At 46.1% G+C, this 19,279-nt stretch carries 20 protein-coding genes, 1 pseudogene and 1 other annotated feature; of the genes and pseudogenes, 12 read left to right on the plus strand and 9 right to left on the minus strand.

The features are described from left to right. Positions 1 to 145: 145 nt before the first annotated feature. From MKY98_RS05675 to MKY98_RS05695, 5 genes are all read left to right on the plus strand, one after another. Entirely contained in the window at positions 146 to 1,456 is a 1,311-nt protein-coding gene (locus tag MKY98_RS05675) for a galactokinase (protein ID WP_069010359.1), read from the plus strand. Positions 1,457 to 1,572: 116 nt separating this feature from the next. Continuing rightward, positions 1,573 to 2,490 (plus strand): PD-(D/E)XK nuclease family protein, encoded by a 918-nt coding sequence (locus MKY98_RS05680; protein ID WP_069010360.1) that lies wholly within the window; start codon positions 1,573 to 1,575, stop codon positions 2,488 to 2,490. A 168-nt stretch (positions 2,491 to 2,658) separates the two neighbouring features. Further along, positions 2,659 to 3,318 (plus strand): SGNH/GDSL hydrolase family protein, encoded by a 660-nt coding sequence (locus MKY98_RS05685; RefSeq protein WP_069010361.1) that lies wholly within the window; start codon positions 2,659 to 2,661, stop codon positions 3,316 to 3,318. A gap of 141 nt (positions 3,319 to 3,459) precedes the next feature. Beyond that, positions 3,460 to 4,800 carry a hemolysin family protein gene (locus tag MKY98_RS05690; RefSeq protein ID WP_029516102.1) on the plus strand — a complete coding sequence of 447 codons (1,341 nt, stop codon included), beginning with the start codon at positions 3,460 to 3,462 and terminating at the stop codon, positions 4,798 to 4,800. 263 nt (positions 4,801 to 5,063) lie between these two features. Then, positions 5,064 to 6,335, plus strand: coding sequence for a methyl-accepting chemotaxis protein (locus tag MKY98_RS05695; RefSeq protein WP_029516103.1), 1,272 nt, complete (start codon positions 5,064 to 5,066; stop codon positions 6,333 to 6,335). A 94-nt stretch (positions 6,336 to 6,429) separates the two neighbouring features. Here the strand turns inward: MKY98_RS05695 and MKY98_RS05700 are convergent, their stop codons facing one another. Further along, entirely contained in the window at positions 6,430 to 6,642 is a 213-nt protein-coding gene (locus MKY98_RS05700; RefSeq protein ID WP_013309048.1) for a hypothetical protein, read from the minus strand. 188 nt (positions 6,643 to 6,830) lie between these two features. Here MKY98_RS05700 and MKY98_RS05705 point away from each other — a divergent pair, with 188 nt between their 5' ends. Next, positions 6,831 to 7,625 (plus strand): YwaF family protein, encoded by a 795-nt coding sequence (locus MKY98_RS05705; RefSeq protein WP_029516104.1) that lies wholly within the window; start codon positions 6,831 to 6,833, stop codon positions 7,623 to 7,625. A 114-nt stretch (positions 7,626 to 7,739) separates the two neighbouring features. Here the strand turns inward: MKY98_RS05705 and MKY98_RS05710 are convergent, their stop codons facing one another. Then, positions 7,740 to 8,531 carry an SDR family oxidoreductase gene (locus MKY98_RS05710; RefSeq protein ID WP_029516105.1) on the minus strand — a complete coding sequence of 264 codons (792 nt, stop codon included), beginning with the start codon at positions 8,529 to 8,531 and terminating at the stop codon, positions 7,740 to 7,742. Between the two features lie 186 nt (positions 8,532 to 8,717). On the opposite strand from MKY98_RS05710, the gene MKY98_RS05715 reads away from it, so the two are divergent. Both MKY98_RS05715 and MKY98_RS05720 read left to right on the plus strand, forming a co-directional pair. After that, on the plus strand, positions 8,718 to 10,151 hold the full coding sequence (locus tag MKY98_RS05715; protein WP_069010362.1) for an N-acyl-D-glucosamine 2-epimerase: 1,434 nt from the start codon (positions 8,718 to 8,720) through the stop codon (positions 10,149 to 10,151). Between the two features lie 120 nt (positions 10,152 to 10,271). Then, positions 10,272 to 10,943: an MgtC/SapB family protein gene (locus tag MKY98_RS05720; RefSeq protein ID WP_069010363.1), complete on the plus strand. Its 672-nt coding sequence runs from the start codon at positions 10,272 to 10,274 to the stop codon at positions 10,941 to 10,943. A 228-nt stretch (positions 10,944 to 11,171) separates the two neighbouring features. Here MKY98_RS05720 and MKY98_RS05725 read toward each other — a convergent pair whose 3' ends face one another. Both MKY98_RS05725 and MKY98_RS05730 read right to left on the minus strand, forming a co-directional pair. Continuing rightward, positions 11,172 to 11,849, minus strand: coding sequence for a peptidylprolyl isomerase (locus MKY98_RS05725; protein WP_029516108.1), 678 nt, complete (start codon positions 11,847 to 11,849; stop codon positions 11,172 to 11,174). A 330-nt stretch (positions 11,850 to 12,179) separates the two neighbouring features. Continuing rightward, positions 12,180 to 12,437, minus strand: a complete 258-nt coding sequence (locus tag MKY98_RS05730; RefSeq protein ID WP_029516109.1) for a YqkE family protein — start codon at positions 12,435 to 12,437, stop codon at positions 12,180 to 12,182. A gap of 131 nt (positions 12,438 to 12,568) precedes the next feature. On the opposite strand from MKY98_RS05730, the gene MKY98_RS05735 reads away from it, so the two are divergent. Together MKY98_RS05735 and MKY98_RS05740 are read left to right on the plus strand one after the other, a co-directional pair. Continuing rightward, entirely contained in the window at positions 12,569 to 13,801 is a 1,233-nt protein-coding gene (locus MKY98_RS05735; protein ID WP_069010364.1) for an MFS transporter, read from the plus strand. Between the two features lie 150 nt (positions 13,802 to 13,951). Further along, a complete protein-coding gene (locus tag MKY98_RS05740) occupies positions 13,952 to 14,131 on the plus strand; it encodes an aspartyl-phosphate phosphatase Spo0E family protein (RefSeq protein ID WP_023987319.1) in 180 nt (59 codons plus the stop codon). A 115-nt stretch (positions 14,132 to 14,246) separates the two neighbouring features. Here the strand turns inward: MKY98_RS05740 and MKY98_RS05745 are convergent, their stop codons facing one another. Further along, complete coding sequence (locus MKY98_RS05745) at positions 14,247 to 15,149, minus strand: DMT family transporter (protein ID WP_039269437.1); 903 nt, start codon at positions 15,147 to 15,149, stop codon at positions 14,247 to 14,249. Between the two features lie 155 nt (positions 15,150 to 15,304). Between MKY98_RS05745 and MKY98_RS05750 the strand changes: the two genes are divergently transcribed. Then, on the plus strand, positions 15,305 to 16,165 hold the full coding sequence (locus MKY98_RS05750; RefSeq protein WP_069010365.1) for a TrmB family transcriptional regulator: 861 nt from the start codon (positions 15,305 to 15,307) through the stop codon (positions 16,163 to 16,165). Positions 16,166 to 16,251: 86 nt separating this feature from the next. Here MKY98_RS05750 and MKY98_RS05755 read toward each other — a convergent pair. The 4 genes and pseudogenes from MKY98_RS05755 to MKY98_RS05770 all read right to left on the minus strand — a co-directional run. Continuing rightward, positions 16,252 to 16,419: pseudogene (locus tag MKY98_RS05755) on the minus strand (hypothetical protein); the annotation flags it as partial. A gap of 239 nt (positions 16,420 to 16,658) precedes the next feature. Next, the gene (locus MKY98_RS05760; protein ID WP_029516113.1) at positions 16,659 to 17,741 is read right to left on the minus strand and encodes a bifunctional 3-deoxy-7-phosphoheptulonate synthase/chorismate mutase; all 1,083 of its coding nucleotides are present in this window, start codon (positions 17,739 to 17,741) and stop codon (positions 16,659 to 16,661) included. Between the two features lie 88 nt (positions 17,742 to 17,829). Further along, positions 17,830 to 18,100: a binding site (T-box leader), on the minus strand. Positions 18,101 to 18,201: 101 nt separating this feature from the next. Further along, positions 18,202 to 18,381, minus strand: coding sequence for a hypothetical protein (locus MKY98_RS05765; protein ID WP_029516114.1), 180 nt, complete (start codon positions 18,379 to 18,381; stop codon positions 18,202 to 18,204). Between the two features lie 90 nt (positions 18,382 to 18,471). Next, on the minus strand, positions 18,472 to 18,732 hold the full coding sequence (locus MKY98_RS05770) for a hypothetical protein (protein WP_029516115.1): 261 nt from the start codon (positions 18,730 to 18,732) through the stop codon (positions 18,472 to 18,474). A gap of 183 nt (positions 18,733 to 18,915) precedes the next feature. On the opposite strand from MKY98_RS05770, the gene MKY98_RS05775 reads away from it, so the two are divergent. Then, on the plus strand, positions 18,916 to 19,203 hold the full coding sequence (locus tag MKY98_RS05775; RefSeq protein ID WP_023987328.1) for a hypothetical protein: 288 nt from the start codon (positions 18,916 to 18,918) through the stop codon (positions 19,201 to 19,203). Positions 19,204 to 19,279 lie beyond the last annotated feature (76 nt).

Genomic DNA, 19,279 nt, shown 5'->3' on the forward strand with positions numbered 1-19,279 from the left:
TAGTTATATTGATAAAATGCTCAGTAAAGCGATTAAAATAAGCGCTTACAAATTTTAAAAGTGCCATACTTTCATACAGGGAAAATTGAGATAATGATAGTATCATTCCAGCATAGGAAAACACATACAATTAGGGGGATATACGATGAAAGATATGGAACTATTGAATTCCAGAGAGGGACAAATAGTGCTTGCCCGAATGTACGGTCAACAGCAAATCTCTGAGCAAACGACTCGATATGAATCACTTATACAGGCGTATCGGGAGCATTTTGGTGTAGGGGATATTGAACTGTTTAGTGCTCCGGGGCGCTGCGAAATTGGTGGAAATCATACAGACCACAATCACGGGAAGGTGCTGGCAGGCAGTATTACACTTGATACCATCGCTGTAGCTTCTAAAGTGGAGGAATCTGTAATTACATTCTTTTCTGAAGGCTACAAGACGAAGTACGTCATCGATTTAACTGACTTGTCGCCAAAACCGGAGGATGACAGTACGATGCTGCTGGTCCGTGGTATTGCCGCTGGTCTACTTGAATTCGGATACCGTATTGGGGGATTCCAAGCTTATATATCAAGTAATGTATTCTCTGCTTCAGGTTTAAGCTCTTCCGCTTCTTTTGAAATGTTGATATGTACGATATTAAATCATTTTTATAACGAGGGAGCGTTAGATGCTGTTGCTAAATCCAAAATTGGTCAGTATGCAGAAAATGGCTATTGGAACAAGCCGTCGGGGCTGCTCGATCAGATGGCTTGTGCGTATGGCGGCTTGATTTCCATTGACTTTGAAAATCCCAAGGAACCGATCATAAATCCTGTTCATTGGAATTTTGAACAAAACGGATATTCCCTTGTTATTGTAAATACAGGTGGAAATCATGCTGATTTAACGGACGATTACGCGGCAGTGCCCAACGAAATGCGTGCAGTGGCACAATCTTTAGGCGCAACGGTTTGCCGTGACTTATTGCCGGAGGATCTATATGCCAACCTCAAGATGGTCAGGGAAAAAGCAGGAGACCGTGCAGTGCTGCGGGCATTGCATTTTTTTGAAGAAAATAGACGTGTGGATGAACAGGTGAAATCACTGGAGGAAGGGCGCTTTACTGATTTCCTGAGGCTCGTTACCGAATCTGGTAATTCCTCATGGAAATGGCTCCAAAACGTATATAGAAGTGGGATTGCGCGGGAACAAGACGTATCGGTTGCACTGGCTTTAACCGAAATGTATTTAAAGTCAATAGATAACAGCGCATGTAGGGTACATGGTGGTGGCTTTGCTGGTGTCATCTTGACGATTCTTCCGAATAATCATGTGGATAATTATAAGGAGTGGATCAGCGGCATGCTGGGAACTCCGGTACTTGTTGTCAACGTCCGTGAGGACGGTGCTGTTAATGTTAGTGATTTGATCAATGTTGAACGGACTCATTGCGAGTCTACAAACTAGTCAGTCAGTAGAAGACTTTAACCCATGGGTTAAGGTCTTCGTCCTTTTTATCGCCGATACAGCTTGGGTTTGCGTTATAATAAAGAGATGATAGTTTTAATGAAGGAGGGCCTGTCATGGCTATATACCCGTCCTGGTCCTATTCGCAATCGAGGGCTCAAACGTTCGATGAATGCTTACGCAAATACTATTATCATTATTACGGCTCGCATAATGGCTGGAATTCGGCACAGGGCACTGAAGAGCAAGTTACATTGTATCGGCTCAAGCAACTGAGCAACTTATATATTTTATTCGGGAATATTACGCATCAAATGTGTGAATCCGTCATACGTGGATGGATGGAAAAAGGGGCTATCCCGCGCACAGCATACCTTGAGACAGCTATGAAGAACATGTTGAATAACAGCTACAAGGAATCGCTACACCGTGAGCTATGGCTACAAGATCCGAAAAATCGCGTCATGCTGGCGGAGGTTTATTACGACGACGAGGTGCTTTCGGAACGGATCGCCCTTATTAAGGAACGACAGCACGCGGTGATACACAATTTGTACCGTACTGCGGTTTGGCGTGAACTGCAACAGGGAAAGGCCCGAATTGTAGAAGTGGAAAAGTGGGATACGATGCTCCTTCATGAGACGAAAGTGTATGTCAAAATGGATTTGCTCTACCGTAGAGACAATGGAGACATGGTCATCGTGGATTGGAAAACAGGCAAAGAAGGCGATTTTTCCGACCAACTTTTTTTGTATGCTTCCTACGTGCAGGAGCACTATCAGCTTCCTTTGGAGAAGATTGAGGTACGTGTGGAGTATTTGATGACAGGAGAGCATGAGGTATATCGTCCCGCGCAAGAAGATATCGACAAAGTGGTTGGTAATGTAGGACGATACATCGATGAAATGAAGTCCTGTCTCGATGACGATTACTATAACCGCCCCAAGTCCGAGTCTTTCTTCACTCCGATGCCTTCACGCAGAGCGTGCGGAGGCTGTAATTTTCGTGAGGTGTGTAAGTACCGAGCGGTGTGAAATGACTTGATCGCCTTTGCCACCGGATTCCTACCCTAATTAAAGCTAGTGAATCCGGCCATATGGCAAATCTATAATTCTTCTATATTTTGAAATCGCTTTATAATTTAGATGACGCGAGGTATGATAAGGGTATTATTGGAAAATATGAAGGAGGAAGTTAGGAAGATGACGAGTACAGAACACGCACGTATTCTATTTCAGGGAGATTCTATAACAGACGGAGGAAGGGGACGAAATGAGGATGCGAACCATTGGCTGGGTCAGAGTTATGTGTATCTGATCGCAGGTGCATTGGGGAGCCGTTTGACGACCACACAGCCAGAATTTGTGAACCGGGGAATTTCGGGGGATCGAGTTTCAGATTTGTATGCACGCTGGAATGAGGACATGTTTAGCCTGAAGCCGGATCTGCTCAGTATTCTAATCGGAGTGAACGACGCCTGGCGGATCGTCGAGCAGGAACCGTCCGGGGTGACGGACCGATTTGAACGAGCGTATCGCCACCTTCTGGAGGAAACGCGTGAAGTGATGCCTGATCTGGGACTCGTGCTGTGCGAGCCGTTTATTTTGAAAACAGGAGCTACCGAAGCGCGATGGAACATTTGGCAAGAAAAAATAACGGGGTATCAGCGTATTGTACGTCAGCTAGCGGACGAATTTGGTGCTGTATTTGTGCCGCTCCAGAGCATGTTGAACGAAGCCGCTACCCAGGCGGACGCCTCCTATTGGCTGCATGACGGGGTTAATCCGACAGCGGTTGGGCATCAGTTGATAGCTGATCAATGGATAGATATCGTGCAAAAGAGTCCGCTGGCGATTCGCTAACAGGGTCATACATAGTCTACTCCTTGTCATTTTTGGGTAATACACGATTATGGACATCATTACTTATGTTATGGTTCCATCCAAAAATGAATGTCAAAGGGGGTGCTTCTTGCTTCATCATGAACGGAGCAAGAGAGGGCTATGGAAACGATAAATATCATTCTGGTTATATTACTTATCGCATTAACTGCTTTTTTTGTGGCCTCGGAGTATTCCATTATTCGTGTGCGGGTATCTCGCATCAATCAATTGGCCTCTGAAGGCAACAAAAATGCGAAAGCTGTTAAAAACATTTTGTCTCGGCTGGACGAGTATTTATCTGCTTGTCAGCTCGGAACGACATTAACCTCAATGGCGCTAGGCTGGCTAGGGGAATCTACTGTTGAACATCTGCTACACCCCCTGTTTGTGCTGGCTCATATTCCGCCAGGCCTGACGGGAGTGCTCTCCTTTTTGCTGGCTTTTCTGATCTTGACCTATTTTGAGGTGGTCATTGGGGAGCTGGTACCGAAAACATTCGCCATACAGATTGCGGAACCGATGGCATTGTTTTTTGCCCGTCCGATCACGATATTTTATAAAATGACCTATCCTCTGAATTGGGTTCTTAGTCGTTCATCGCGTGTCATTACAGGTCTCTTTGGGCTCAAAAAAGTATCTGAAGAAGATGCAGCACTTAGTGAAGCTGAGCTTCGTTTGGCATTATCTGAAGGTTTTCGTAGTGGTGAAATTACACCGACAGAATATCGATATCTGAACAATGTATTTGATTTTGACGACCGTGCAGCGCAGGAAATTATGGTACCGCGCATCCACATCCGCTCCATCTCCCACCAGGCAACAGTGGCCGAGTTTATGGAGCTGATCGAGGACAAAGTTTATAATTTTCTACCTGTAGCTGAACATGGCGACCGGGATCGTATTATCGGGATGATTCGCGTTAAGGAAGCCCTGCATGATTTGGCACGTGGGCACAGCACAGGGAATACGACGATGGCTTCTTATATTCATCCGGTGCTTCAGGTTATCGAGACGGTTCAGGCTCGGGATCTGCTGATTCAGATGCAAAAACGGCGCATTCCAGTAGCGGTGCTGGTGGACGAATATGGTGGAACATCTGGACTTGTCACACTGGAGGATATTATGGAGGAGATTGTTGGAGACATTCCTTCCTATACCGACACCGAAACCCCCGCAGCGTTAACTCCACTCATTACAAAAACAGATGATCATCGTTACATACTCAAATCACAGGCGCTCATTCATGAGGTCAATCGGCGCTTGGAGACGGATATTGAGGCCGGGGACGTATATACGATTGGTGGATGGATGCTTTCAGAGCGTTTTGATATCCAGCAAGGAGACAAGCTGACCATCGGTTTATGGGAGTTTACTGTACTGGAAAAAAACAGTCACCAAATAGACACAATTGAAGCGATGAAGAAAGCAGTCGTTGAACAGAAAAATGACAATGATTTTTAATAATGGAAAATGGCTTTGTCGAGTAACAGCTTGCTTAAGATGTGACGAATAGCCTGTAAAGCTTGTGGCAACGCGATTTGTCCATCTTAAGATGCAAGCTGCTACCTGGTAACATAGTGTTTTTTGTAATTAGGATAGGGGACTTAAGACTCTGTATCTTTATGCTCATAAATATATCTGTCTGTGAAAAATTCTACTAGAAATGTAGCAATTTTATGGTAAAATGGAATCAAATTTGAGTTTTTTGGGGTGGGCTACAGTACATGAAGATGTCACTAGGTACGAAAATGGTTACTGCATTTGTCTCAATTTCTGCAATAACCTATGGAACAAGCGCTTTTTTTATTTTTGTACTCAAGGACTGGCTTGCTCAAGGTACACAAGAATGGGTGTACACTTCGATCATTCTGTTATTGGGTGTCCTGTGGAGTGGCATTTTGGGCTGGTTGATCTCAAAATTACTCACGCGGCCCATTGTTAGGTTGGCGAAGGCGGCAGAGGAAGCTTCGGCGGGGAACCTGTCTGTTGTGATTCCTGAACGTCGCTCGGAGGATGAAATCAAAGTTCTGTATGATGCATTTCGGCACATGATGCTGAACATTAAAGATATGTTCAATGAGATCTCGTACAGCACCAGAACCACTTCGCAAAGTGCGGAAAATCTGAGCTTGGCTATTGTACAGGCTACCACACAAATTGAGTCCATGTCTTCGGTGGTAGAAGATATTTTGAATGGCGTGGAGCAGCAAAAGCAAGCATCTGCCCAATCGATTAAAACAGCAGACCGAATGCTGGGCGATTTTAAAATGATGCGTAGCAAATCGGGACATATGCTGGAACTGTCTGGCCATATGGAGCATTCAGTAGATTCGACGCAGACCGTATTTTCATCCCTGATGGATGGAATGGGAGAGCTGACAGCATCACATGGTCGTTCGCAGCAGGTAATTGCACGACTGGAAAAAGAAGCTTCCCAAATTGAAGCGATTACAAGCACCGTGAAGGATATTGCTGAACAAACCCATTTGCTGGCGTTGAATGCTTCCATAGAAGCGGCGCGTGCGGGAGAAGAAGGGAACGGGTTTGCGGTAGTGGCTCACCAAATTCGCGCACTTGCCGCCCAAAGTACGGAGTCTGTGCAGCAAATAAATGCCATCGTTAGCCGTGTGCAGTCACAAATCGTAGAGACAGTGCAGTTGATGCATCAGCAAACGTCATTGGTCAGTGCCGAGGCGGAACGGACAAGCTCTGTGGATCAGACGCTGAACCATTTGAACGCTATTGTACGTGAATTTGTCGAGAGCATCCGTTTAATGGAAGAGGCCGTGACGGAGCAGACGAATCGGGTAGATCAAACCTTTGAGCAGATCCATCGTATTCAGCAAATGTCTGGGGCCTTCTCTGAAGGGGCTCACAAAATTTATACAGCTGCTCATGAGGAGACAGCAATTATGCAGGAAATTTCGTCTTCTTCCGAGGATTTGAAAGTGCTTACGAATAAACTCATGATGAAAACACGTGGAATGCAACTATAATCAGAAATCGTCATGTGAGGCATGATATATACGAACAAAATGTAGCCGCTATACACCGGAAAACGCAGCAAAATGGTTTCCCGGTGTGTAGCGGCTATTTTTTAATTTCAAAAAACTCACATTGTTTTCTAGGGTGGTAAGCCAGATCACTGACGCTGGATTGCACGACGATGGTTTGATCGTCAAAACGGATTATGATTCCGCCAGAGCCAATCAATTGGTCATCCTGAAATACTCGGACACGAAGATGACGTTCCAGTGCCTCATTGAAATCCTGATCTGTAATTAATCGGCGATTAATGGCCATGAGGGTTCTCCTTTGAATATAATATCTTTTATCATAAAGGTAAGGTATTGAACAAGCAAGAAACGCGGCTAGAACATAATTGGCTATTGGGTATAAAATAGAAGGCAATGAAGCGAGAAAGAGATCGAGAAAGAGATCGAGAAAGAGATCGAGAAAGAGATCGAGAAAGAGATCAAAGGGGGCTAGCTATGGATAGGTCGTGGTCAGGGCCTTGGTTTGATGCCAACGCGCCAGAAGGGTTCGAGGCTTTTTCTCCGTCACATGGGTTGGCTGTATTGGGACTCATTGTTTGCGCTTTGCTGCTGTGGCTGACTAGGGGATGGATTCGGTCGAACAAGCCTGTAAGTGAGGGAATTCGCTGGTTGTTAATTACAGTCCTCATTCTGTCAGAGGTGACTCTGAATATTTGGTATGTGATGCAGCATATTTGGGATGTCCAGACTTCATTGCCATTAGAACTGTGTAGTGTGACACTGCTGTTGTCTATCCTGATGCTCATTTTTCGAAGCCGCTGGTTATATCCGATCATCCTTTTTGCCGGAATTGGAGGGGCGCTCCAAGCAGTACTCACGCCTAATTTGGCATATGCCTTTCCGCATTATCGTTTTATCCATTTTTTCGTAGCTCATAGTGCTATTATTTTGGCAGCCTTGTATATGACCTGGATAGAAGGACTCAAACCGACATGGAAGAGTGTGGGGGGAGCTATGCTTTTTCTGAATGGCTTGGCGCTGATAGTGTGGATCGTAGACGATGCTCTCGGTGCTAACTACATGTTTCTAGCCGGAAAGCCGTCGACACCGTCGATATTGGATGTTTTGGGGCCATATCCTCTGTACATTCTGGCAGAAGAAGCCATTGCACTGCTGTTCTTTTCGCTTCTGATGCTGTTGTTCGAGGTGCTCCCGGGAGGCAGGCTGTATGTCCGCTTTCGCAAAGGAGCTGTGCATGGTGCTGATAGGTCGACATCAAAGCCGTTGTAAAGCCATATGAAAGCAGCCTTCTCCACAAGTATCTGACCAAGGATAAGGCTGCTAAGAATGCTAAGAATGCCTAAACAATAGTACGCCTGGGGATAACGTTCTCCATTCTAATACTTAACGCAGTAGTGATTCTGCTCCGTCTACATAAATTTCCGTACCCGATACATGAGATGACTCGTCTGAGGCGAGAAACAGGACCAGATTGGCAACCTGCTCTGGTTCACCAGGGGCACCCTCTAGCGGATGCTCTCCGCCCTTCGGAAATTCGACTGGAATTTCTACCTTCTTCAAGTCTTCCGAAGGGTACGTGTTATTATCAATTTGCGTGTCGATGGCTCCCGGGCATATCGCGTTGACCCGAATTTTGTAACGTGCCAGCTCCAGCGCTGCCATTTTCATAAACGCAACCTGAGCTGCTTTGGTGGAGGCGTAGGCTGAGAATCCAATACCCGAAAAGGTGCGATTACCGTTGATGGAGCTGGTAATGATAATGCTGCCGCCGTGTTCTTTCAGGTAAGGGACGGCATATTTAACGGTAGCAAAGGTGCCGCGAAGATTAATGTTCATCGTGCGGTCCCATTCCTCTAGCTCCAGTGTCTCGATAGGGGCCATGGTGCCGTTAATGCCTGCGTTGGCGAACACGATATCCAACTTTCCGTACGTTTCCACGACTTTAGCGAACCCCTGCTGAATCATATCTGGCTTGGAAATATCACATTCCAGCACAAGTGCTTCACCGCCAGCCTGCTCAATAATTGCTTGGGTCTCCTCTGCATGCTTGGGTGTCCGATCCAGCATGACCACCTTGGCGCCTTGTTCTGCAAAACGGATCGCGGTCGCCTTGCCGATTCCTGAACCTCCACCACTGACCACTGCTATCTTTCCTTGCAATCTCTGCTCTGCCATTGACTATTCCTCCCATTCCGTTCATAAACTAAACCTGACTCGTTATTCCATACCTCTGTACGTTGATGGTGAAACAGTCACCGCTGGATTTCACCCCATTTGCGAAATATGGTAACATAGGGAACCAGCAGGAACTTATAGCAGGAACACGTATCGGGGAAGACCGGGTGACGGAGGTGGATCGAATTGAGCTATAACGCAAATGACCAACCCGAATCGACAGACGCTATAGCACTGACCGGAAAAGTGAAACCGTGGGCACTGAGCGGCCCCAGTATTCAAATCGATCCGTTGTTTCCCTATTACGCGAACCGTTCGCGGGACAGTATAGCAGATGAGATCGCCCTTGCGGGCTACCAGACCGTTCATTATTTTGTCGTGCGTGAAAATGAAGTGGATGGAGCGCTTGTTGCTGCTTTTCAACGCAGAGGCATAGCGGTGTGGGCGATGGTGCTAGGCAACGGTTCTTTTGGCGTGTCCCAGCTGCCGCCGGAGTGGAAAGGATGGCGCATGGAGCTGCTGCGCGAACCGAACGACGGGTTTCAGCGGCTTTCGCATTTTGCCCAGGAGTATGTGGAATGGAAAAAGAAAGCTGCTGCCCGGCTCGTCACCGACATTCCGTTCGACGGGTTCGAGGTGGCGGAGCCTTATTTCCCCGAATGGAACGGGCTGCGCAGTGGAGTGTACGGGGATATTGGGCCACATGCACAGCGCGCCTTTCGCGAGCGTAGCGGTGAGGACATTCCGGATTTTCGCGACAAGCATGCGCGGAATTATTACCGGAAGGTTCCGAAGCTGTACGCGCAGTGGGTTGATCTGCGTGTGGACGCCGTGAATGGCCTGATCAGCGAGCTGGTAAACGGTGCGGGTGGTGTGCGAGATGTCCGACCGGACATCTGTGTGGCGACATGGTCGCTTGCTGTGAGCGGACGCGGCGATGTCCCCGGCCAGCTACGGGAATGGCAGGGTCTTGACGCGGTAGCCATGATCGGGTGCGTAGCCCCGGATATGCACGTGCTCCAGACCCATTGGCCGGACTGGATGCGTCGCCGTCTGCCGCCGCAGTATACTCGCGGCTACGCCCGCATCGCGCAGTCGATACGAGCCGCTTATCCGGGCCTGCCCCTCGGGGTGCAGGCGGATATCGGTTCTCTCGCGCGTATGGTTCGGGACCATGAGTGGACGCGGCGGTTTGGCGCTGCCGCCTTGGAGGGCGGGTACGACGCCTGGACCGCCTATGAATACCATTTGGGTGGTTACATGTACGATGAGCCGCCCAAACCGCTTAAGGCGGAACGATCAGCTGAAGATGAGGTGGTTATTTCTTTCAGCAAGCGGATTGCTACACCGTCTGTAGATGAGCTGCGTATATGGAGCCGGGAGGACAGAGCAGGTACAACACGTGACCTGAGCCGCCACCTAAGGAAGGATTCACTAACGTTGTTAGAGCTTGTGGATGCCGTAGCAGACGGAAACCGTCTATTGCTGCGTATACGCAATTTACCAGCGGGGGCGTTCAGCTTGCGCCTTGATGGTGTACAGGATACACCGGAGTTGTGGCTGCTTAAGGGGAGAAAGGTACATCGCAATCTGCCAGAGCATGAAGTGAAGATACCTTAAAATTTGGGTAATAACAAAATAACAGCTGTATAAACGGCTCATTTGCCGTAGCATTATTGAGTTGTATATATTAAGGCAACATCTTTTCAAAACATAAATAAATAGTGGAGTGAAAAAAGTATGTGGGATTGGGATTATCTGATTCGGGTCATGTTCGCTGGCTTGTGCGGTGCGTTAATCGGCTATGAACGGAAGAGTCGGATGAAGGAGGCAGGCATTCGCACGCATTTCATTGTCGGTATTGGCGCAGCGCTCATGATGGTGGTATCCAAATATGGGTTTCAGGATCAAGCCGTCTGGTCTAACCTGTCGCTGGACCCTTCCAGAATAGCAGCGCAGGTTATAAGTGGAGTCGGCTTTATCGGCGCAGGGATGATTTTCACACAAAAAAATAGAATCAAAGGATTGACCACTGCCGCAGGCATCTGGACTACCGCCGGAATCGGTATAGCCGTAGGTGCAGGGATGTATGGGCTTGGTGCAGGTGTGACGCTGTTTATTTTAGCGGCTCAGTCCTTGCTCCATAGTCGGTTTTATCAGATGGCTACCCCGTCTACGCGACAAGTGGTTGTTCAGGTCGACAATGAACCGGGCGTACTGAATCGGATCAAAGAACTGTTGGAGCACAAGAAGCTGACCATTCACAGTTTTCACGCCGAGCGCATCAATAACGGTGAACAGTTGGTTATTCATATGCTTCTAAAGCTGTCCCGGTCAGAGGGAGTGGAGGAATTGCTGTCACTGCTGCAAGAGATGGAAGGTATTCGTTCAGTCGAGGCCAAGTCCAATTAGACGAATATTTACTGCTCATACAGTAGTTTTTTTGTCGAACGCTGGCGGCTCTTATAACGGAAAAAAACTTTAAAAATAATGATTGAAAACGCTTCCTTTTGTGTATATACTCTTACTACATCATAGAGGCAGCAGCTTAGAGAGCATCAAGGGATAAGCAAAAACGACCTCACGCGTATGCGCAAGGTCGTTGCTGTTATCCCGTTTTGAAAGAATAATTTGAATGTCTTACTTTACTTTGACTGGAGCTGGATATTTTTTACCCAGCGTATCCACAGTTACTTTTTTCATCGTAGCCGGTTGGATCGGTTTGTCATTGCTATCCCGTTTGGAATTGACGATAGCATCGACCACGTCCAGCCCGGACGTTACTTTACCGAAAGCAGCATATTGACCGTCGAGGTAGTCCGCATCGGCAACCATGATGAAAAATTGCGATCCGGCCGAATCCAGATCCGCTGAGCGGGCCATGGATAATACGCCACGTGTATGTTTGAGTGTATTGTTAACACCATTGCTCTTGAATTCGCCTTTGATACTGTAGCCGGGGCCACCTGTACCGTTACCTTGCGGATCACCACCCTGAATCATAAAGCCTGGGATCACACGGTGGAAAATGGTGCCGTTATAGGCTCCCTTTTGTACCAAAGAAATGAAATTGTTAACCGTGTTCGGTGCTACTTCCGGATACAGCTCAAGCTTAATTTTCTTGCCATCATTCATGACAATCGTGACAATCGGATGGGAAACAGCCTTGTTCTTGTCTTTAGTCGCAGCAGGAGTTGAAGTGCTTGTCCGGCTGGCAGCTTCCACATCGGCCGCTTTTGTACCGCATCCAGCAACCAGCACGAGCATGATGGCCAGTAGGCACAGCGTGTACCATGGGCGTATCGTTTTTCGGTTCATTGATATTCCTCCTGAAAGGTTGGATGGTGTAACATCCTAATTTAAAGTTTGGGGGCAGCGCAGAACACTTTTCCATTTTCTATCATACCTTTTTTGCTGGGGATAAGGAAATACGGGTTTGAAAGCCGTATTCTTGACCCATACTGCTGCTATTCCCAAGGAAAGGGGCAGGATCATGATGGAGGTAGACAAAAAGCTGGCAAAAGGTCTCATATGGGGTATGGCGTTCAGTCTGCCGGTTTGGGTAGGGGTGCTGTACTCAGTACAACATATTCGTGACTGGCTATAACATAAAGCGTAAAGATAGGCCAAAACCGTTATGGTTTTGGCTTATTTGTATTTGTGCCAGTCCAAATTGCTGTTATTCAGCAGATGCTCAAAGTTGTTATCTAGCTTCTTCTGTTCAGCTTTTTTTGCTTCGACGGCACGCTGCCGTTCGTCTTCTTTACGCTTGTCCTGTTCTGCTTGGGCTTCATTGGCTTGAGCCTTAAGCTTATTCAGCACATCCTGACTCAACAGATCCTTTAACGTAGCAGGTTTGTCCTGAGGCGCAGGAGCAGGGGAAGACGAATTTCTTTTCTTAGCCATGTCATCATCTCCATTCCATTCGATTATATCAGCTTCTTCACGGTTGTTCCACGATGGAAGGATGAGGGGGGCGGTAGACTTTTCTAATTGAGGGGGTAATAATGGAATGAGCAGAAGGGACGTGTGGCATCATGCATCTATATTGGAAGCGAAACCTGGTCATTTTGTGGATTGGCGTGTTGTTTTGCAGCATGGCCTATTCCGTGTCTATTCCGTTTTTACCTATTTTTCTGAATACGGAAATGGGCGTAAATGATCATTTGGAACTGTGGTCGGGGACTGCCTTTGGAGTCACTTTTTTAGCCAGTGCGCTGATTGCCCCATTTTGGGGTTCGCTTGCAGATAAATATGGACGTAAGCCGATGCTGATTCGTTCAGGCTTTAGCCTGGCGGTGTTGTACCTGATATGTGCCTTTGTGACAGATCCATATGTGTTCGTAGGAGTACGACTGTTTCAAGGTCTTCTATCCGGGTTTATTCCTGCTGCGATTGCGCTGGTCGGAACGGGTTCGCCAGAAGAGAAAACGGGCTATGCGCTCGGTATAATGGCGACCGCTGGGGCGACAGGCAGCATTATAGGCCCGTTGATCGGTGGTGTAGTGAGCCATTATTATGGCAATCGGAATGCCTTTTTCTTCTCTGCAGCTCTTGTACTGGTATCTGCATTAATTGCGACCTTTGGCGCTAGAGAGGACAGCTTCAAGGGAACCCGTACCCGCTCGCATGTTCGTGATGATATCAAGGAGGCTATTGCTAACCGGCCATTGTATTTTTTGCTTATTTTGGCGGGATTAAGCACCTTTTCTGTTATGATACTGGAACCATTAATTACGGTATATGTGCTTGAGATGGGAGTTGACCGCAGCCAAGCGTCTCTAAGTTCCGGAATTGTATTCTCAGCCGTAGGTATTGCGGCCGTGCTGATGGCCCCCCGGTGGGGACGGATTGGAGGACGGACCGGATTTGCACACGTGCTGCTGATTGGGCTGATCGGTTCGGGAATCGGGAATATTCTACAATTTTATGTAACCAACTTCGTTGGTTTTGGTGCGCTTCGGTTTGGATATGGATTGTTTTATGCGTCCGTTATGCCTGCTATCAACGCAATGACTGTGGAGGTCACCAAGCCGGAGTTTCGCGGACGAGCCTTTAGCTTGAATCAATCAGCCACCCAACTCGCGACCATGGCGGGGCCGTTGATTGGCGGCATGCTTGGCAGCTGGATGCCAATCCGCTGGATCTTTGTGTTAAACGGTGGCATATTGCTGCTTGCAGCGTTGTTGCTATGGGCCAAGGGAAAAAACGTTTTTCCGGTTTCAGCCAAGAAGAACGTCACGGATCAGGATATTCATTCTGCCGGATAGGAGAATGACAGCAGATTGTCTAATGGCATAAGCTTAAGGCTCCTAGAGCAGGTCTTTTTTTGCGCGATTAGATAATTATCCCAAACCTTTACTTTTAGTATACTTATTCATAACCCTCTACACTGATAATATGACAAGGAGGGATATATTATGATAAGAGACGACATTTTGCGTCAACAGCTTGAGAATGCTCGTCAAAAGCTGTATATTTTGCAAGCAAAACATGGTTTTAATCATGCCAGTGTGCTCAGACAGTCTGTAATTATGGATAACCTCATCAATCAATATAACCACCTTTTTTATATAAAAGAAAAAAAACCGACGGCATAAATGTAACCGATGGGCGAGAAACTTTTGGTAAGGTCACTCGCCCTTGTATTGTAGCGCTGATACTTATAACAACGATGCTTGTCTTAACTTTTCTAACAGTGTGCAATCTATCATTTTAGGTACGGTTTGTTTGATGGGCACTTAGTAAAACACCGATAATAACGACCAAACCGCCGATGATTTGGCGCCATGTAATCGTTTCTTGCAAAAGCAACACAGAAAATAAGACTCCAAATATCGGAACCAAATTCATCAGAGAAACGGAACTGCTCGGTGACAGCTTGATTAATCCGTAATTATAAAGCAAAAACGCGATAACGGAGCAGAATACACCCAGATATACTAACAACATAAACGATCCTGTTGTTGGAACCTGCCAACGATCCTTTTCTAATAGAGCCAGAGGTATAAAAAAGATACTCCCTGCAACGGTTTGATAAAAAGATAACGTCACGGGTGGATATTTGTCCACAACCTTACGCGTCATAAAAGTGTAAAACGCCCACGCAAAACCCGTTCCAATCAATATTAAATTTCCGATGAGTTGATTCTTACTATCCGAACTTTCGCCTACTGAAGTCAAGAAATATACCCCAATCATGGCCAGTGCTATGCCGCAAATTTTATATTTGGATAATTTCACTTTATACAAAATAAGTTCAAGCAGCGATGTAATTGCGGGATAGGATGCAACAATTAATGCTGCGTTGGAAGCGGTAGTCAGGCTAACCCCTATATTCTCCATTGAAAAATAGAGAGTGATTCCTAAAACACCACTAAACGAAATCGTAGCCAAATCTTTTGGCTTTACTTTGACATGTTCTTTTTTAATCAGCAAAACGATACCTAGCACTACGGAAGCTATAATAAATCTGGATAGACCCAAGGTAAGAGGGGGGAACGTCGTGTAGGCTGCTTTGGTGGCAATAAATGATGTGCTCCAGATCAATAGGGCCAGAATCGTAGAACCGTAGTAAATCCGGTTGCTTTCGCTGTGATGAGCTATGACTTTATTCAAGTTGAATCCTCCCTGAGGTAATCCTCTGTGAAATGATGATAGTAGCTACTATAGTAACTACTATAAAAACGTTACTAAAAAGATAGTGTGTATATCAGTTTTTGTCAAGGGGAAGTGATATAGTAAGGATGAACACGAATTGAGGAGAAGACGTCATGAAACCAAAACCAAATATATTAGAAATTCTACGGGATTTGAATTTTAGTGAATATGAAGCCAAGGCTTATGTGACCTTATTGGAAAGCTCTCCACTTTCGGGATACGCCGTTTCATTGAATTCTGGGGTACCGAGATCCAAAATTTATGAGGTTTTGTCTGGAATGGTCAACCGTGGGGATATCATGATCAGTCAAGAAAATACGCCTCTGTATGTGCCGCTTCCGCCGCATGAATTGATTGCCCAGAGAAAACGCAAAGCAGAGCAGATTTTCAATGTGGCGCAAGAGAGTTTGGAGCAGTACACAGCATCATTTCAAAACAGAGAAAATATTTGGAATATTTCGGGGTATGAAGCCATTATCAATCGCATAAATGAAGGGGTAAAGGGAGCAAAACACCGGATTTTATTGGAGATTTGGAAAGAGGATGCCGAGGTGTTCCGAGATTCCTTAGGGCAAGTCGCTCAACAAGGAATTGAAGTGATCATTGTAGCGTATGGGGAGCTTAACTTTGATTTCGCTACTGTTTACCGCCATGATATGAGTGAGGAGATTACGTCTGAAATTGGTGGTCGGTGGATTGTACTTAGCGTAGACGACCGGGAGGTCGTTGCTGGCATACTTTCACTTGGTGATGACAGCCGCGCTGCATGGACGTTGCATCCGGGTCTGGTGATGCCGATTACGGAAGTGATTATTCATGATATTTATATCATGGAAATCCTATATGAGTTCCGTGAACAATTAGAAGAGAAATTCGGCCCTAATCTAATCCATCTCCGCAATAAATTTGCTATGGGTCCGAATGGCAAAGGATATTATATTCCTTTGACTGAAAAAAGCATGAAACGTGTATAGAGATTGTCTGAGGTCCGATGTGCAAAAATAAACAGGCCCATGGAGTGTTATTCCATGAGCCTAATTTTATTGGATGTTGTGTTCTATTATTTTACGGTTACAATCACACGTTGATAATGCTTTAAAGGATGTTTTCCATTGTCCTGTACTTCTGCAATGATATGAAGCGTATTCCCTGACTTAGCATCTGCGGGAACTGTGAAACTAACTGCATTCGTATCACTACCTTGCAAGTCAATCGTGTTTACTTTCTCTCATTTTTGTTCCCCACTCTGAACGCTCCTATGATGTTTTTTAGGATTATGACCATGTAAGTATTCTTTTTATTCAAGATTTAGGCATAAAAAAAACCTAAACATATATATGTCTCAACAATAGTTGAGCATATATACATTTAGGTTTTGCCTGCATGATCAGTCACAATCCTGATCCGATTTTACATCAATGTCCGAGAAAATGAAAGCGGTTTACAAGTCCCAGCATAAAATTAGTTTTACGCTTTGAATAAACCGGATTCTTTGACTTCAGATAGGAAGTTGTGGAACTCAGGAATGTTCAGCTGTTGCTGAGCATCGGACAAAGCGACTGCCGGGTTCGGATGGACCTCCACCATGATACCGTCGGCTCCAGCAGCCAGGGCAGCTTTGGCGCAAGGGGCCAGGATGTCCTTACGGCCTGTCGAGTGAGTCACGTCCACCAATACAGGCAGATGACTTTCCTTTTTCAAAATCGGAACAGCGGAAATATCCAGCGTGTTACGCGTCCATTTTTCGTACGTACGGATACCGCGTTCAATCAGCATGACTTGCGTGTTACCACGGGAAACGATGTATTCAGCAGCATGAAGGAACTCTTCCATTGTTGCAGCCAGTCCGCGTTTGAGCAGAACCGGAGTTCTTGTTTCACCCGCAGCTTTGAGCAATTCAAAGTTGTGCATGTTACGTGCACCAATTTGAATAATGTCGATGTATTGGATCGCTTCCTCCAAATGTCTTGGATCGACGATTTCACTGATTGTAGCCAGTCCGAACTCATCACCTACACGTTTGAGAATTTGCAGTCCTTCCACGCCCAGTCCTTGGAAATCGTACGGAGACGTACGTGGTTTAAACGCGCCACCACGAAGAATCGGCACACCGGCTTCCTTGAGAGCCGCACCTACTTCACGAGTTTGCTGGTAGCTTTCCACCGAGCATGGACCTGCGACCATGATGGAGGCTTTGCCGCCTACCAGCGTATCTTTAACCTTAATAATTGTGCTATCTGGTTGATTTTTGCGGCTGACGATCAGATGTTTTTTGTGTTCTTCTTTTTGATAGTTCAAAGAAGCCTTGAAAATATTTTTGAACAGTTGGCGAATCGTAGCATCGTCAAAAGGCCCACGGTTAGCCGCGATCAGCTTGTCCAGCATTTGTTGCTCACGTACCGGATCAAAGTCAGGTACCCCTTGAGCTTCCTTCAATTTTCCAAGTTGTCCGGCCAGTTCAGCGCGTTGGGACAGCAGCTCCAGCAATTGCAAATTTGTAGCATCGAGTTGTTCACGCAGCAGCTCCAAAGAATTTTCATTTGTAGACATACAGTACTACACCCTTCCCGAATTTAATTTGTTTTTTCTGTCAGTCCATGGACTTTTTTGCAGAAAATAACACAAAAAGGCACTCGCCGCAAGGGACGAATGCCGTGGTACCACCCTAATTACAGAAGTATACATACAAATCGTCAACGTCGTTCAGTCGACAGCAGTAACTTCTGAGCTTGATGCCCGTAACGGGGGCTTCCGGAAACCTCTACTCGGACAAAGGAATGAATCCTTCTGTCGGTTCAAGGCTCGACTCGGGAGTGAATTTCAACGCGGGATTGCGGTACGCTCTCAGCAATTCGTACCTTTCTGTGGGAATCCATTAGACGTTTACTTGTCTCCGTCGATGTCTTTGTTCATGGTATTCAAAAGATTTGACCTTATTTTAAACAAAGTAGGTGCAGAAGGCAAGCCCTGATTATCAGGTTCAAGTTTTTGCCCTTGAATTGCTGCCCTTTTATTTTCCTTGATCCCTGGGTTCGGGATTCGCAGATGCAACTCCTCGTGGGTTATCTTCGGTCGAGGTATCGTCCGTATTCGTCTTGTCCGCAGTCCTACGGTCGTCTGCTTCCACAGGATTCAGGGCTTTATACCGTTTGTATTCCATATCGGCCTGAGACATCGGATCTTTATACATAGGAGATCAGTCAACTCCTTTCTGTTATACACTACATTACCCGTATAGCAGAATAGGTAACCGTTTTCTTCCATTCGTTAAAATGAGTGGTTAATCCAGCATATCGTCGCTTTCCAGTTGATCTTCTTCATCCCCATCGGTACCATTCAGCAAATCGGTACCATGCAGGAATTCGGCAGGAGCAGAAGGATCAACGGGACTGTTCGGTGTCAGTTCATCGGCATCTGGTACGTCCTCCAGAGGAGTATCCGGCCCTTCGGTCAGATTCTCCCAGTTGGTTTCTGCATTTTGCAGAGAAGGCTCAAAATCATTGTCATGTAGCTCAGTAGTTCGATCGTCACGATTTGCCATGTTGCTCAGCTCCTTTACTTTTTGTTGCTTATTTCGACCTTACCCAAACAGCGGAACGGCTAAACCTTCAGTTAGTGTGTCTGTAGGAAGTTAAAATCATGCGAATAGGGAGATGCCCATTCTCAATTAGCGTTTTTTTGGTAACTGCTGTGATATGATAAAGAAGATAGGGAGGGATATGAATTGGAATGGTACATGTTTGGTCCGATGATTAGTCGTATCCGCGTAGGACAAAAGGCATCTACCCCGGGATTTTCCCGCACCCTCATTCGACGCCCGGAAGGCTTATACTGGACAGATGGCGGACAGGCCGGAAAAATAGTAGAAATACGCGATTATTTATTTTCCGATATTTGGACGATCTATGAAGATGAAGATTGTGAACCATGGTTGGGGCTTAGAGAGCAGAAAGAGCGGCGCGAACAGGAAATGATCATTAATCAATATGAAGATTTTACAAAAAATGAGTAAAAAGAACATGATATCCTTCTTGTGAAGAAGGTATGCACATCATCGTATAGAATAATATAATTTCAGGACGTAAAAA

It is taken from the genome of Paenibacillus sp. FSL M8-0228, assembly GCF_038007385.1.
In the GTDB taxonomy this organism is placed as follows: Bacteria; Bacillota; Bacilli; order Paenibacillales; family Paenibacillaceae; genus Paenibacillus; species Paenibacillus polymyxa_D.

What these genes read in the sequence shown, in the direction of transcription:
- MKY98_RS05675 (WP_069010359.1), top strand. Translation starts at nt 146, where the DNA reads ATGAAAGATATGGAACTATTGAATTCCAGAGAGGGACAAATAGTGCTT.
- MKY98_RS05680 (WP_069010360.1), top strand. Translation starts at nt 1,573, where the DNA reads ATGGCTATATACCCGTCCTGGTCCTATTCGCAATCGAGGGCTCAAACG.
- MKY98_RS05685 (WP_069010361.1), top strand. Translation starts at nt 2,659, where the DNA reads ATGACGAGTACAGAACACGCACGTATTCTATTTCAGGGAGATTCTATA.
- MKY98_RS05690 (WP_029516102.1), top strand. Translation starts at nt 3,460, where the DNA reads ATGGAAACGATAAATATCATTCTGGTTATATTACTTATCGCATTAACT.
- MKY98_RS05695 (WP_029516103.1), top strand. Translation starts at nt 5,064, where the DNA reads ATGAAGATGTCACTAGGTACGAAAATGGTTACTGCATTTGTCTCAATT.
- MKY98_RS05700 (WP_013309048.1), bottom strand. Translation starts at nt 6,642, where the DNA reads ATGGCCATTAATCGCCGATTAATTACAGATCAGGATTTCAATGAGGCA.
- MKY98_RS05705 (WP_029516104.1), top strand. Translation starts at nt 6,831, where the DNA reads ATGGATAGGTCGTGGTCAGGGCCTTGGTTTGATGCCAACGCGCCAGAA.
- MKY98_RS05710 (WP_029516105.1), bottom strand. Translation starts at nt 8,531, where the DNA reads ATGGCAGAGCAGAGATTGCAAGGAAAGATAGCAGTGGTCAGTGGTGGA.
- MKY98_RS05720 (WP_069010363.1), top strand. Translation starts at nt 10,272, where the DNA reads ATGTGGGATTGGGATTATCTGATTCGGGTCATGTTCGCTGGCTTGTGC.
- MKY98_RS05725 (WP_029516108.1), bottom strand. Translation starts at nt 11,849, where the DNA reads ATGAACCGAAAAACGATACGCCCATGGTACACGCTGTGCCTACTGGCC.
- MKY98_RS05730 (WP_029516109.1), bottom strand. Translation starts at nt 12,437, where the DNA reads ATGGCTAAGAAAAGAAATTCGTCTTCCCCTGCTCCTGCGCCTCAGGAC.
- MKY98_RS05735 (WP_069010364.1), top strand. Translation starts at nt 12,569, where the DNA reads ATGCATCTATATTGGAAGCGAAACCTGGTCATTTTGTGGATTGGCGTG.
- MKY98_RS05740 (WP_023987319.1), top strand. Translation starts at nt 13,952, where the DNA reads ATGATAAGAGACGACATTTTGCGTCAACAGCTTGAGAATGCTCGTCAA.
- MKY98_RS05750 (WP_069010365.1), top strand. Translation starts at nt 15,305, where the DNA reads ATGAAACCAAAACCAAATATATTAGAAATTCTACGGGATTTGAATTTT.
- MKY98_RS05760 (WP_029516113.1), bottom strand. Translation starts at nt 17,741, where the DNA reads ATGTCTACAAATGAAAATTCTTTGGAGCTGCTGCGTGAACAACTCGAT.
- MKY98_RS05765 (WP_029516114.1), bottom strand. Translation starts at nt 18,381, where the DNA reads ATGTATAAAGATCCGATGTCTCAGGCCGATATGGAATACAAACGGTAT.
- MKY98_RS05770 (WP_029516115.1), bottom strand. Translation starts at nt 18,732, where the DNA reads ATGGCAAATCGTGACGATCGAACTACTGAGCTACATGACAATGATTTT.